Below are 13859 nucleotides of genomic sequence, written 5' to 3' on the forward strand. Positions count from 1 at the left end.
CCGCCCTGGAGCCGGGGCTACTTCAGCCAGGCCTTGACCTTGTCGGGGTTGGCCTCGACCCACTTCCTGGCCGCGGCGTCGGCCGTCATCTTGTCGACCGCGATGTACTTGGCCACGGTGTTCTGGTCGTCGTTCGTCCAGTTGAAGTTCTTCACCAGGTCGTAGGCCGGACTGCCGGACTTGGCGAACTTCGCGCTGACGATCTTGTCCAGGTCGTAGACGGGGTAGTCGCAGGCGACCTTGGCCGCGTCCGCGTCACATCCGGACGTGTACTTCGGCAGGTTCACCTTCACCAGCGGAACCTCGGAGAGGAACCACTGCGGCTCGTAGAAGTAGCCGATCACCCATTCCTTGTTCTTCTCCGCCTTGCGGAAGGCCTGGATGAGCGCGGTCTCGCTGCCCGCGTACACCACCTTGAAGTCCAGCTTCAGGTTCTTCACCAGCGCCTCGTCGTTGGTGACGTACGACGGGTCGCCGTCGAGGAGCTGGCCCTTGCCGCCCGATTCGGAGGTCTTGAACTCGGCCGCGTACTTGTTGAGGTTCTTGTAGTCGGTGATGTCCGGGTGGGCCTTCGCCAGCCACGGGGGCACGTACCAGCCGATGATGCCCTTGTTGCCGGTGGAGCCTGCCTCCACGGCGGTCTTCTGCGTGGTGATGTACTTCTTCTTCAGATCGTCGTGGCCCCAGTTCTCCAGGACGGCGTCGACCTCACCGGTCCCGAAGCCCTGCCAGGCGATCTCCTCCTTGAGGTCCTTCTTGTTGACCGTGCAGCCGAGATCGTGCTCCGCGACGTACGCGACGACCGCCGCGTCCGCCTCGTAGCCCACCCACGGGTTGACCGCGAGGTTGAAGGTGCCGCACTTGCCGGAGCCGCCCGAGCTGTCCGAGCCCGAGGAGTCCGCGCCCACCTTCGCGCCGCCGCACGCGGTGAGGGTGAGGCCGAGGACGGCCAGGCCGGCCGCGCCGGCTCGCCAGTGTCTTGCCATGGTGTCCTGCTCCTTATGCGCTCGCGCGTCGCGCCGCTGCCTGAGTGATCCGGTCGAACATGACTCCGAGCAGTACGATGGCGAGTCCCGCCGCCAGCCCCTTGCCGTACAGCTCGCCCTGCGAGAATCCGGCCACGACGTCGTAGCCGAGGGCGCCCGCCCCTACCAGGCCGCCCACAACAACCATCGACAGCACGTAGATCAGGCCCTGGTTGGTCGCGAGCGTCAGGGCACTGCGTGACATCGGCAGTTGAACCTTGGTGATGATCTGCCAGGTGTTGCACCCGGCGGAGGTGGCCGCCTCCACGGTGGTCTCGGGCACCGCCCGCACCCCGTCGGCGATGATCTTGATGGCGACCGGTGCCGCGTAGACGACGGCGGCGACGATCGCGGTGAAGCGGGTCGCGCCGAACAGCGCCAGGAACGGCACGAGATAGACGAACGGCGGCATGACCTGCGCCGCGTCCAGGGTCGGCCGCAGCACCCGGTCCACGAGCGTGCTGCGGCCCATCCACACCCCGAAGACCATGCCGAGCACCATCACGAGGACCGTGGCGACGAGGGTCGACGCGAGCGTCGTCATCGCGTCCGACCACATGCCCGTGCCGACCAGCAGGCCCACACAGACGGCCGTGGTGACGCCTGAGCGCACGCCGCCGAGGACGACGGCGAGTGCGACGAGGACCGCGGCCACGACCCACCACGGGGAGTCGGTCAGCAGCGACTGGAACGGGTTGAGCAGGCCGTTGGTGAGGGCGTCGCGGAAGGCGTTGGTCAGGCCCGACAGGTTGTCCTGGGCCCAGGTCGTCGCCGTGTCGGCCGCGCTCGCGATCGAGCTTCCCGTGCTCCCCTCGCCGGGGAACTCCGCCGCCCACACGTAGGTGTGCGACAGGTAGACGAGGACCGCGGTGACCGCCGCGCCCACGCCGAGCAGCGGCCGGCGCCACCTGAGGAAGCGGTTCTTCGAGCGCCGGGCCGCCTCCTGGCGGGCGCTGGCCGCGGTGGTGACCCGGTCGAGGACGATCGCCATGACCACGATGGCCAGGCCCGCGTTGAAGGCCGTGCCGACGTCGAGCGACTGCAGGGCCTGGACGACGGTCTTGCCGAGGCCGGGCGCGTCGATCAGGGCGGCGATGGTGACCATGGCGAGCGCGGCCATGATCGACTGGTTGACGCCCATCACCACGGTCCGCTTGGACATCGGCAGCAGCACCTTCAGCAGGGCCTGCCGCCGGGTCGCACCCAGGGACTCGGCCGCCTCGGCGGTGGTCTCGGGCACGGAGCGGATGGCGTGCGCGGTGATGCGGATGGCCGGCGGGGCCGCGTAGATCGCGGTGGCGATCACGGCCGAGGCACCGCCGATGAGGAAGAACAGGGTGAGCGGGGCCAGGTAGACGAAGGTCGGCATCGTCTGCATGAAGTCCAGGAAGGGGGTCACGATCCGGTTGAACCGGTCGGACAGGCCCGCCCACACCCCGAGCGGGATCGCGAACAGCAGCGCGACGAGGACCGCGGAGAGGGTCAGGGCCAGGGTGTCCATGCTCTCCTGCCACAGCCCCTGCAGCCCGAAGAACGTGAACCCGGCGACGGCCAGCAGCGCCACCCGCCAGTTGCCCACGGCCCAGGAGACGTAGCCGGCGATCCCGACGACGCCGAGCCAGCCGATCTGCGGGACGGGGCGGGGGCCGGAGGGCTGGGAGATCAGGTCCTGGACGAACGTCACCAGGTTGTCGATGACCAGCCGGATCTCGTTGAAGAAGTAGAGGAAGAGCGGGTTGGAGTTGCGGTGGGCGCCGATGGAGTCGTTGACGTCGTTGAACCAGCGGTGCAGACCGGTGAGGTCCGCCGCCGCGAGGGTGAGCGTCTGTCTGCCGCGCAGGACGGCGAAGAGCAGCAGCCAGACGACCAGGATCGCGCCGACGGCCATGGGCCTGCTGATCCTGCGGGCGGCCTTGGCGGGTGCGGCCGGTGCGGCCTTCTGCGTCGTCTCCGGTTTCTCCATGACGACGGCCATCACCTGCCGCCTTCCTGCCCGGCGACGACCGCCAGGATCTCCTCGTCGCCCACGATGCCGAGCAGTTTGCCGTCCTCGACGACCTTGACCGGCTTGTCGGCGGCCAGCACGGCCCGGGTGGCCTCCCGGACCACCACGTCCGGGCCCAGCTCGGGACCGTCCAGTGCGTCGCCGTCCTCGGGGGCCCGCATGATCCAGCGCAGGGTGAGGACGTCACCGCGCGGCACGTCCTTGACGAACTCGCGTACATAGTCGTCGGCCGGGGCGCCCACGAGTTCGTCGCCGGTGCCGCACTGGACCATCTTGCCGTCGCGCATGATGAGGATGCGGTCGCCCAGCTTGAGGGCCTCGGAGAGGTCGTGGGTGATGAACACCATGGTCTTGCCTACCTCGTGGTGGAGGCGGATGACCTCGTTCTGCATGTCCCGGCGGATCAGCGGGTCCAGGGCGGAGAACGGCTCGTCGAAGAAGAGGACGTCAGGGTCTCCGGCCAGGGCGCGGGCGAGGCCGACGCGCTGCTGCATACCGCCGGAGAGCTGGTCCGGGTAGGAGTTCTCGTAGCCGGCGAGGCCGACCAGCTCGACGACCTCCAGGGCCCGCCGGGTGCGCTCGGCCCGGCTCATGCCGCGGATCTCCAGGCCGAAGGCCACGTTGTCCACCACACGGCGGTGCGGCAGCAGCCCGAAGTGCTGGAAGACCATGGAGAACTTGCGGCGCCGCAGGTCGCGCAGGTGCTTGTCGTCGGCCTGGCGGATGTCCTGGCCCTCGAAGACGACCTCGCCGGAGGTGGGCTCGATCAGCCGGGTCAGACAGCGCACCAGGGTGGACTTGCCGGAGCCGGACAGGCCCATGACGACGAACACCTCGCCCCTGCGGACGTCGAAGTTCACGTCGCGTACGGCCGCGGTGCATCCGGTGCGGTCCATCAGCTCACGGCGGGTGAGGCCGCACAGCTCCTCGGAGCCCGGTACCCGGTCGGCCTTCGGCCCGAACACCTTCCACAGATTGCGCACGGAGATGACCGGAGTGCCCTCCGCGTCCTGGGGCGTGCCGCGCCGCTGCGGCACCTCGGTCTGTGTGGGGGTCACGATCGACCTCTTTTCGGCGTTCAGCCGCGGAACCAGTGCTGCGGCCGGGGTTGGATGTTCTGCCAGATGTGCTTGGGCTCTCGGTACTCGTTCAGGCCGGTCGGTCCCAGCTCCCGGCCCACGCCCGAGTGCCCGAAGCCACCCCATTCCGCTTGCGGCACATAGGGGTGGTAGTCGTTGATCCACACGGTGCCGTGGCGCAGCCGCCGGGCGACCCGCTGGGCCCTGCCCGCGTCCTGCGTCCAGACGGCCCCGGCGAGGCCGTACTCGGTGTCGTTGGCGATGCGGACGGCGTCGTCCTCACCGGTGAAGCGCTCCACGGTCAGCACGGGCCCGAAGGACTCCTCGTGCACCACGCGCATGTCCTGCCGGCACTCGTCGAGGACGGTCGGCGGGTAGTAGTGGCCGTTCGCGAGGGCGGGGTCGGCGGGGCGCTCGCCGCCGCAGCGCAGCACGGCGCCCTCGGCGAGGCCCGCGGCGACGTAGGCCTCGACCTTGGCCAGGTGCTGGGCGGAGATCAGCGCCCCGGTCTCGGCGTCGGGGTCGAAGGGTCCGCCGAGCCGGATCCGCCGGGCCCGGCGCACGACCTCGTCGACGAACGCGTCGTGGACCGAGTCCTCGACGATCAGGCGGGCGCCGGCCGAGCAGACCTGCCCGGAGTGCAGGAAGACGGCCGTGAGGGCGAAGTCCACGGCCGTCTCGAAGTCGGCGTCGGCGAAGATCACGTTGGGGTTCTTGCCGCCGAGTTCCAGCGCCACCTTCTTCACGGTCGCCGCGGCGGTGGCCATGATCCGTTTGCCGGTCTCCAGACCGCCGGTGAAGGAGACCAGGTCGACGGCCGGGTGCTCGGAGAGCGGGGCGCCGACCTCGGTGCCGGCGCCCAGGACGAGGTTGCCGGCGCCGGCCGGGAGCCCGGCCTCCTCCAGCGCCTTCAGCAGCAGGATCGAGGTGGAGGGGGTGAGCTCGCTGGGCTTGAGGACGAAGGTGTTGCCCGCGAGCAGGGCGGGGGCGACCTTCCAGGACGCCTGGAGGAGGGGGTAGTTCCAGGGGGTGATCAGGCCGCAGACCCCGACCGGCTCGTACACGACGCGGCTGACGGCGTCGTCGCGGCCGGTGTCGATCACGCGGCCGGCGTCGGTTCCGCCGAGGCCCCCGTAGTATCGGAAGCAGGAGACGACGTCGGCGATGTCGTACTCGCTCTCCACCAGCCGCTTACCCGTGTCCAGCGACTCGGCGCGGGCGAACGACTTGGCGTCGCGCTCGATGAGGTCGGCGGTGCGCAGCAGCAGCGCTCCGCGGTCTCGCTCGGGGGTGTGCGGCCAAGGGCCCCCGTCGAAGGCGCGGCGGGCCGCGGTGATCGCCGCCTCGGCGTCGGGACGTGTCCCTTCCGATACGGACACGCTGAGCGTGCCGTCGGCGGGACATCGGATGTCCCGGAGGCCTCCGGCCACCGGATCCCGCCATTCACCGTCCACATACAGGTCTGCCACGCGCCAAGCCCTTCAGCCGAAATGCGTTGCGCATCGTGCATCCAATTGCTTGTGGTGGAACACCCTGGCCAATGTGCGGACATACGTCAAGAGGTTGGCGGATGACGATTTCACAAGGGGCCGCTCGACCCTTCTCTCTTGACCAAGAGCCCCTTCCCGGCCAAGTATGTTGCGTATCGCTCACTGAGTTGTGCATTACGCATCGACGGAGGTCGTCATGTCCCCTCGACCGCAGCCTGGCCGTGAGTACGTCCTCACCCTTTCGTGTCCGGACAGCGCGGGACTGGTTCACGCCGTGAGCGGCTTTCTCGTCCGCAACTCCGGAAACATCCTGGAGAGCCAGCAGTTCGACGACCGGCTCCAGGGCCGTTTCTTCATGAGGGTCCACTTCGACGTGTCCGATCCAACCGCCGGTCTGGAAAATCTGCGTTACCGGTTCGGTCCCGTGGCGGAGGCCTATCGGATCTCCTGGACCCTGCGGGACGCGTCGACGCCGACGCGGACGCTCATCATGGTGTCCCGGTTCGGCCACTGCCTGAACGATCTGCTGTTCCGCCGGCGCACGGGTGCCCTCAACATCGAGATACCGGCGATCGTCTCCAACCACCGGGACTTCGAAGGTCTGGCGCAGACCTACGGCATCCCCTTCCACCACGTCCCGGTGACCAGGGACACCAAGGCCGAGGCCGAGGCGCGGCTGCTGGAGCTGGTGCGGGAGCTGGACATCGACCTGGTGGTGCTCGCCCGCTACATGCAGATCCTCTCGGACGACCTGTGCAAGCAGCTGGAAGGGCGGGCCATCAACATCCACCACTCCTTCCTCCCCAGCTTCAAGGGCGCCAAGCCCTACGACCAGGCCTACGACCGCGGGGTGAAGCTGGTCGGCGCGACGGCGCACTATGTGACGCCGGACCTGGACGAGGGGCAGATCATCGAGCAGGACGTGGTCCGGGTGGACCACTCGCTCGACCCCGGGGAGCTGGTCACGGTCGGCCGGGACGTGGAGGCCCAGGTGCTGGCGCACGCGGTGAAGTGGCACAGCGAGAGCCGGGTGATGGTGGACGGCAACCGGACGGTGGTCTTCCGCTGAGCGCGCGCACGAGGGCGGGGCTGGTCTTCCAGCCCCGCCCTTTCTGTATACGGTTCTCCGTCAGTCACCGAGCCGGTCCAGCAGGGTCCGCCGCCACCTCTCCGTCTCGGCGATCTGGTTGAAGGTGAACAGGTGCAGGCCCGCCACGCCCGCCCCCGCGGCCGTGAGGGCCGGATCCGTGCGGCGCAGCAGCCGCTCGGGCGAGTAGCCCCCGGGCGCGGCGAACCGCAGGAACCACGACGCGTGCTTCGTCAGGAACCGCGCCGACTCCCCCACGCCGATCTTCGTCGCCATCGCCATCAGCTTCGCCCGCTGCACGGGCCCGGCGACGCCTACATGGACCGGGAGCACGACGCCCCGGCGCCGTATCCGGGCAACCCACTCCCCCAGCACGCGCGGATCGAAGCAGAGGTTGCTCACGATGTACGTGGCATGCTCGCGCTTGTCCCACATCGCCTGGACGGTGATGTCGTCGTGGATGAGGGGATGGCTCTCGGGGTAGCCGGTGATGCCCACGCGGGCGAAGGGACTGCCCAGCTCGCCCAGCCCGCGCAGCACGGGCAGGGCACCCTCGTAGGCCCCGGCGGGCGGGTCGGCGTCGCCCGCGGGGACGAAGACGTCGTCCACGCCGGCCTCGCGGAGCCGGCCGGCGACCTCCTTGAGGTGGGCGTCGTCCCGCAGCAGCCGCGCGGGCACGTGCGGGACCACGCGGTAGCCGTGCGCCGCGAGCCGGACGGTGAGACCGAGGGTCGGTTCCAGGCCCTTGGCCGGCGACGCCGTCACGGTGACGACGACGTCGCGCGGGACATGGGCGAGGACCTTGTCCTCGGTCGCCTTCGCGGGCAGCACCTCGTAGCGGACCTGTTCCAGCAGCGTCCGCAGTCCTTCGGCGGCCAAGGCCTACCCAGCCTGCTGCTGGGCGTCGCGGTGGCGGTAGTACGCGGCCTCGGACGGAGCCAGGGGCTCCTTGCCGAGGATCAGGTCGGCGGCCTTCTCGGCGATCATCATCACCGGGGCGTAGATGTTGCCGTTGGTGACGTACGGCATGACCGAGGCATCGACCACCCGGATGCCCTCGAGGCCGTGCACGCGCATGCTGGCGGGGTCGACGACGGACATCTCGTCGGTGCCCATCTTGCAGGTGCACGACGGGTGCAGGGCCGTCTCGCCGTCCTTGGCGACCCAGGCGAGGATCTCCTCGTCGGTCTCCACGGACGGGCCGGGCGAGATCTCGCCGTCGTTGTAGGGGGCCAGCGCGGGCTGGTTGAGGAGCCTGCGGGCCACCCGGATCGCCTCGACCCACTCGCGACGGTCCTGCTCGGTGGAGAGGTAGTTGAAGCGCAGGGCCGGGTGTTCGCGCGGGTCCTTGCTCCTGATCTTCACGGAGCCGATGGCGTCGGAGTACATGGGCCCGACGTGGACCTGGTAGCCGTGGCCGCCGGCGGGCACGGAGCCGTCGTAGCGGACCGCGATGGGCAGGAAGTGGAACATCAGGTTGGGGTAGTCCACGTCCTCGTTGCTGCGGGCGAAGCCGCCGGCCTCGAAGTGGTTGGTGGCGGCCGGCCCCCTGCGGAAGAGCCACTGGAGCCCGATGAACGGGGCGCGCCACTTCGCCAGGTACGGCTGCATGGAGACGGGCTGCTTGCAGGCGTACTGGATGTAGACCTCGAGGTGGTCCTGCATGTTCTCGCCGACGCCCGGGAGGTCGTGGACGACGTCGATGCCGAGGGCGTCCAGTTCCCCGGCGTTGCCGACGCCGGAGAGCTGCAGCAGCTGCGGGGAGTTGATCGCGCCGCCGCAGAGGATGACCTCCCTGGCCCGGACCTGCTGGAGCGCGCCCCTGCCGCGCTGGTACTCGACACCGACGGCCTTTTTGCCCTCGAAGAGGACGCGGGTGACGAGGGCACGGGTCCTCACCGTCAGGTTGGGCCGCTTCCTGGCGGGCTTGAGGTACGCCTTGGAGGCCGAGAGCCGGCGCCCGCGGTGGACATTCCGGTCGAACCTGGCGAAACCTTCCTGCCGATAGCCGTTGACGTCGTCGGTCGGTGCGTAGCCCGCCTCCTGGGTGGCCTTGAGGAAGGCGCCGAAGAGGGGGTTGGTGGCCGGCCCGCGTTCGAGGACGAGGGGTCCGTCGTGGCCGCGGAACTCGTCGTCCGGGTCGGCCGCGAGGCAGTTCTCCATCCGGCGGAAGTACGGCAGGCAGTGCGCGTAGTCCCAGGTCTCCATGCCCGGGTCGGCGGCCCAGCGTTCGTAGTCCATGGGGTTGCCGCGCTGGAAGATCATGCCGTTGATGCTGCTGGAGCCGCCGAGGACCTTGCCGCGCGCGTGGTAGATGCGCCGGCCGCCCATGTGGGGCTCGGGCTCGGACTCGTACTTCCAGTCGTAGAACCGGCTGCCGATCGGATAGGTCAGCGCGGCGGGCATGTGGATGAACACGTCCCACGGGTAGTCGGACCGGCCGGCCTCCAGCACCAGGACCCGGTGGGAGGGGTCCGCGGAGAGCCTGTTCGCCAGTGCGCTGCCGGCCGATCCACCGCCGACGATGACGAAGTCGTATTGCAGGGAAGCCATGGTGCCTCGTCTCGCTCGCGCCACAGATACGCGAGGCATGCTAGTACCAGTAGCGCTATACGCACTAGGTTGCGGTCCACGCAACTTACGTGGCCTTCATTTCCATCCGGTTACTTGCACAGGTGTTGTTTACTGCGCGTATAGTTTCGCTGTGAGCAACTACAGCACAGACACCGAAACGACGACCGCGCAGTCCGGCGGAGTTCAGTCGGTCGACCGCGCCATCAGCGTGCTGGAAATCCTGGCCCAGCGCGGCGAGGCGGGCGTCAGCGAAGTGGCCGCCGAGATCGATGTTCACAAGTCCACCGCGTTCCGCCTGCTCGGCGCCCTGGAGGCGCGCGGTCTGGTGGAGCAGGCGGGCGAGCGCGGCAAGTACCGGCTCGGCTTCGGCATCGTACGCCTGGCCGGCGCGGTCACGGGACGCCTCGACCTCACCCAGCAGGGCCGGCCGGTCTGCGAGCGGCTCGCGGAGGAGCTCGGCGAGACGGTCAACATCGCGGTCATGCAGGAGCACTACGCGATCAACCTGTACCAGGTCCGCGGTCCGGCGGCCGTCGCCGCGCACAACTGGGTCGGGGAGCTGACCCCGCTGCACGCGACGTCGAGCGGCAAGATCCTGCTGGCGCACCTGCCCACCAAGGAGCGGGCCGCGCTGCTGGCCACGGCCGGCCTGGAGAAGGTCACCCCGCACACGATCACCGCGAAGGCGAAGCTGGAGAAGAACCTCGCCGACGCACGGGAGCGGGGCTACGCCTGGACCCTGGAGGAACTGGAGATCGGGCTGCACGCGATGGCCGCCCCGATCCGCAACCGGGACGGCGAGGTCATCGCCGCGCTCAGCGCCTCCGGACCCTCGTACCGCCTCGCCGAGGAGCGGCTGCACGAGCTCTCCCCGGTCCTGCTCAAGGGCGCGGAGGAGATCAGCCACCGGATGGGTTACCTCGGCTGATCCCTCCCTCCCGGCTACGGGCGGGGGGTGCCCAGGCGCTCGTTCACCCAGTCGTGGAAGGCGCCGATGTGGTGCTCGCTGGGCACCAGCACGCCGCCCTTGGCGTACATCCGGGAGCTCATGCCGGGCTGGGTGCGCTCACAGGCATCGAAGTCCTGCCGGTTGACCCGGTCGAACAGCTCCACGGACCGGCTGACGTCCTTGCCGCTCTCGACGACGTGCGGGAGGTAGAGCCAGTCGCACTCGACGATCGTGCGGTCGGCGGCCACCGGGTACATCCGGTGGAAGATCACGTGGTCGGGGACGAGGTTGATGAAGACCTGCGGCTTGACGGTGATCGCGTAGTAGCGGCGGTCCTGGTCCTCGGAGACCCCGGGGATGCGGTCGAGGCCCTCGGACCCGTCGACCGTGAAGCCCTGGATCTCCTCGCCGAACTCGGCGCCGTGGCCGACGTAGTACTGGGCGGCGTAGCCGTCGGCGAACTCGGGGAGCACCTCGGTGAGTTCGGGGTGGATCGTGGCGCAGTGGTAGCACTCCATGAAGTTCTCGATGATGAGCTTCCAGTTCGCCTTGACGTCGTAGACGATCCGCCTGCCGACGGAGAGGTTCTCTATGCCGTAGCGCTCGATCGACTCGACGTCGCCGAGGCGGGTGACGACCTCGCCGATGACGTCCTCCTCGAAGGAGGGCGGGTTCTCCGCGAGGCAGACCCAGACGTAGCCGAGCCATTCCCGCACGGCGACGCTCACCAGGCCGTACTCGGTGCGGCCGACGTCGGGCATCTTGGTGAGGTTGGGCGCGGCGACGAGCTTGCCGTTCAGGTCGTAGGTCCAGGCGTGGTACGGACACTGGAAGGCCCGCTTCACCTCGCCGGTCTCCTCCGTGCAGATCTTGGCGCCGCGGTGCCGGCAGACGTTGAAATAGGCGCGGACGGAGTTGTCCCTGGCCCGGGTGACGAGGATGCTCTCGCGGCCGACGTCGACGGTGCGGAAGGCGCCGGGCCTGGCCAGTTCGGAGGCGCGCGCGACGCAGAACCACATGGTTTCGAAGATGCGCTCCTGCTCCTGGGCGAAGATCCCCGGATCCGTGTAGGAGGAGCCGGGGAGGGTGGCGATCAGGCTGTCCGGCAGGCTGGTCGAGGTCACGGTGCACTCCTCGGGATACGTCGTGGAGGGGTCATTCACGCGCCGGGAAGAGCGACTCCGGACGGCGTTTGGGTCGGCGGTGTCAAGAGGTGGCGGACGCGAGCTGCTTGCGCCAGCGGGTGAACAGCCGCGGCTGGTTCATCCCGAGTACGGCGACCGGGGTGCCGGCCCGCCGGTAGACGGCGAGGACGTCGCGCGCGTCGGCGGCGCCCTCCTCGATGGTCACGCTGTCGGCGCCGGCCGCGTGACCGGCGAACTGGATCTTCACGCCGTACTGGTCGGACCAGAAGTACGGCGGCCGGGGTACGCCCGGTTCCACCGCGCCGCCCGCCAGCAGCGTGGCCACGGCGGCGTCGGGGCGCTCGCGCGCGCCGGTCCAGTGCTCGACCCGGCGGTGGACACCGGCCCGGGGGTCGTACCAGTTGGCGCAGTCGCCGACCGCGACCACCGAGGCCAGGCTGGTACGGCCGTCGGCACCGCACCTGACGCCGTTGTCGAGGTCGACGCCCGACCCTTCGAGCCAGTCGACGCAGGGGCGGGCGCCCACACCCACGACGACGGTGTCGGCGGGGAGGGAGCGGCCGTCCTCCAGCAGGACGGCGTCGACACGGGTCTCCCCGCTCAGCCCCTTGACGCCGACCCCACACAGGAGCCGTACGCCGTGGTCCGCGTGCAGGGCGGAGACGAGGGTGCCCATCTCGGTGCCGAGCGGTCCGGCGAGCGGTGTCGGGGCCGCCTCGACGACGGTCACGTCGAGGCCGAGGCCGTACGCGGTGGAGGCCACCTCGGCGCCGATGAACCCGCCGCCGATCACCACCAGCCGCCCGCCGCGGGCGAGTTCGTCGCGCAGGGCGCGGGCGTCGTCCAGGGTGCGCAGGGTGTGCACGCCGGCCAGCCCCGCGGAGCCGGGCAGGGTACGGGCGGCGGCACCGGTCGCGAGGACGACGCCGTCGGCCCGTACTTCACGTCCGTCGGCGAGCCGTACGGCCCGGTCGGCCCGGTCGAGTCCGGTGGCGCGGGCGCCGAGCACCCACTCCGCGCCCAGGTCCTCGTCGTCCGCCTCCAGGGCCAGGTCCGCTTCACCGAGGGTGCCGGCCAGGAACTCCTTGGACAACGGGGGCCGGTCGTACGGGCGGTGGATCTCGTCGCCGATGACGACGAGCCGCCCGTCGTAGCCCTGCTTCCGCAGCGAGCGCGCCGCCGACAGTCCGGCCAGCGAGGCGCCCACCACGGCGACGGTCCTCACGCGGGTCCCCCGGCGAGCCGGGACGCGAGGCAGGGCGGGAGGTTCGGGGCCTCGGTCGACACCTTGACGTAGATCATGCCGTCCTCGACGACGACCTCGTGGGTGCGGACCGGGAGCTTGGCCGGCGGGGCGTCGACGGCGCCGGTCCGCAGGTCGAACTTGGAGGCGTGCAGCGGGCATTCCACCTCGCAGCCCTCCAGCCAGCCGTCGGCGAGCGAGGCGTCCTGGTGGGTGCAGGTGTCGTCGATGGCGAAGACCTCGCCGTCGTCGGTGTGGAACACCGAGACCGGCGGGTCGATGTCGAGCCGGTGGGCCTCGCCTCGCGGGAGATCCGCGAGACGGCACGCGGGAATCATCATGACACCTCGGTGCGTATAGCGAAACGGATTGCGGTAAGCGCAACATCAGTCTGGGGTCGCCCTGAACCCTTGTCAAGGCGTCCAAAGGACCGCTTCGGACCGGTCCGCCGCCCGCCTCCGGGGCAGCTCGAAACGCCCGCACCACCTGCGGGAACAGGGGGTGCGGGCGCCGTGCGGGGGCCGCGGCAAAAGGGTCAGAAACCGCGGTCGATCCACTCGGGGAGATGCGGGGCCTCCGCGCCGACGGTCGTCGTCCCACCGTGTCCGGTGTGCACGACGGTGTCGGCGGGCAGGGTCAGCAGCCGGTCCCGGATCGAGTCGACGATCGTCGGGAAGTGGCTGTACGACCGCCCGGTGGCCCCCGGCCCACCCGCGAAAAGCGTGTCCCCGCTGAAGAGGGCCCTCAGGGCGGGTGCGTACAGACAGACGGCACCGGGGGCGTGGCCCGGGGTGTGCAGCACGGTCAGGTCCACGCCGGCCACGGTGAGGACCTGACCGTCGGCCAGCTCGCCGTCGGGCGTGCGGTCGGGGTGGGTCTGCTTCCACAGCGGCAGGTCGTCGGGGTGGAGCAGGACCGGGGCGCCGGTGCGCGCGGCGAGGGCGGGCGCGGCGTCGATGTGGTCGTTGTGGGCGTGGGTGCACACGATGGCGGTCAGCCGCCGGTCTCCGACGGCCTCGGCGATCGCGGTGGCGTCGTGGGCGGCGTCGATGACGACGACCTCGTGGTCGTCACCGACGAGCCACACGTTGTTGTCCACGTCCCAGGTGCCGCCGTCGAGGCTGAACCGGCCCGAGGTGACGAGACGTTCGACGCGGACGCCGGCCATCACAGGACCACGACCGAGCGCAGGACGTCGCCGTGGTGCATCCGCTCGAAGGCCTTCTCCACCTCGTCGAGGGCGATCGTCTCGGTGACGAACG

General features: G+C 70.0%; 12 protein-coding genes. 2 read left to right on the top strand and 10 right to left on the bottom strand.

Annotated features, from left to right (window positions below):
• Nucleotides 1-17: 17 nt before the first annotated feature.
• From ACFY30_RS27915 to ACFY30_RS27930, 4 genes are read right to left on the bottom strand one after another with little or no spacing between them, the layout of a single operon-like run.
• Nucleotides 18-986, bottom strand: coding sequence for an ABC transporter substrate-binding protein (locus ACFY30_RS27915; protein ID WP_390847894.1), 969 nt, complete (start codon nucleotides 984-986; stop codon nucleotides 18-20).
• Nucleotides 987-999: 13 nt separating this feature from the next.
• Nucleotides 1000-3000: an ABC transporter permease gene (locus ACFY30_RS27920; protein WP_390847895.1), complete on the bottom strand. Its 2001-nt coding sequence runs from the start codon at nucleotides 2998-3000 to the stop codon at nucleotides 1000-1002.
• On the bottom strand, nucleotides 3000-4088 hold the full coding sequence (locus ACFY30_RS27925) for a glycine betaine/L-proline ABC transporter ATP-binding protein (RefSeq protein WP_390847896.1): 1089 nt from the start codon (nucleotides 4086-4088) through the stop codon (nucleotides 3000-3002). Before ACFY30_RS27925 ends, ACFY30_RS27920 begins: the two co-directional genes overlap by 1 nt.
• A 20-nt stretch (nucleotides 4089-4108) precedes the next feature.
• Nucleotides 4109-5578: an aldehyde dehydrogenase family protein gene (locus ACFY30_RS27930; protein WP_390847897.1), complete on the bottom strand. Its 1470-nt coding sequence runs from the start codon at nucleotides 5576-5578 to the stop codon at nucleotides 4109-4111.
• Between the two features lie 217 nt (nucleotides 5579-5795).
• On the opposite strand from ACFY30_RS27930, the gene purU reads away from it, so the two are divergent.
• Nucleotides 5796-6668: a formyltetrahydrofolate deformylase gene (gene purU, locus ACFY30_RS27935; protein ID WP_390847898.1), complete on the top strand. Its 873-nt coding sequence runs from the start codon at nucleotides 5796-5798 to the stop codon at nucleotides 6666-6668.
• A 60-nt stretch (nucleotides 6669-6728) separates the two neighbouring features.
• Here purU and ACFY30_RS27940 read toward each other — a convergent pair whose 3' ends face one another.
• Both ACFY30_RS27940 and betA read right to left on the bottom strand, forming a co-directional pair.
• Nucleotides 6729-7565 carry a 5,10-methylenetetrahydrofolate reductase gene (locus tag ACFY30_RS27940; protein WP_390847899.1) on the bottom strand — a complete coding sequence of 279 codons (837 nt, stop codon included), beginning with the start codon at nucleotides 7563-7565 and terminating at the stop codon, nucleotides 6729-6731.
• A 3-nt stretch (nucleotides 7566-7568) separates the two neighbouring features.
• Nucleotides 7569-9239, bottom strand: coding sequence for a choline dehydrogenase (gene betA, locus ACFY30_RS27945; RefSeq protein WP_390847900.1), 1671 nt, complete (start codon nucleotides 9237-9239; stop codon nucleotides 7569-7571).
• Nucleotides 9240-9390: 151 nt separating this feature from the next.
• Here betA and ACFY30_RS27950 point away from each other — a divergent pair, with 151 nt between their 5' ends.
• Nucleotides 9391-10188, top strand: coding sequence for an IclR family transcriptional regulator (locus ACFY30_RS27950; RefSeq protein WP_390847901.1), 798 nt, complete (start codon nucleotides 9391-9393; stop codon nucleotides 10186-10188).
• A gap of 14 nt (nucleotides 10189-10202) precedes the next feature.
• Here the strand turns inward: ACFY30_RS27950 and ACFY30_RS27955 are convergent, their stop codons facing one another.
• The 4 genes from ACFY30_RS27955 to ACFY30_RS27970 form a co-directional block, all read right to left on the bottom strand.
• On the bottom strand, nucleotides 10203-11333 hold the full coding sequence (locus ACFY30_RS27955) for an aromatic ring-hydroxylating dioxygenase subunit alpha (protein ID WP_390847902.1): 1131 nt from the start codon (nucleotides 11331-11333) through the stop codon (nucleotides 10203-10205).
• Nucleotides 11334-11415: 82 nt separating this feature from the next.
• Nucleotides 11416-12579, bottom strand: a complete 1164-nt coding sequence (locus ACFY30_RS27960; protein WP_390847903.1) for an NAD(P)/FAD-dependent oxidoreductase — start codon at nucleotides 12577-12579, stop codon at nucleotides 11416-11418.
• Complete coding sequence (locus ACFY30_RS27965) at nucleotides 12576-12938, bottom strand: bifunctional 3-phenylpropionate/cinnamic acid dioxygenase ferredoxin subunit (protein WP_390656798.1); 363 nt, start codon at nucleotides 12936-12938, stop codon at nucleotides 12576-12578. Before ACFY30_RS27965 ends, ACFY30_RS27960 begins: the two co-directional genes overlap by 4 nt.
• Before the next feature lie 194 nt (nucleotides 12939-13132).
• Complete coding sequence (locus tag ACFY30_RS27970) at nucleotides 13133-13765, bottom strand: MBL fold metallo-hydrolase (protein ID WP_390847904.1); 633 nt, start codon at nucleotides 13763-13765, stop codon at nucleotides 13133-13135.
• Nucleotides 13766-13859 lie beyond the last annotated feature (94 nt).

It is taken from the genome of Streptomyces sp. NPDC000345 (assembly GCF_042898825.1).
Lineage (GTDB): Bacteria > Actinomycetota > Actinomycetes > Streptomycetales > Streptomycetaceae > Streptomyces.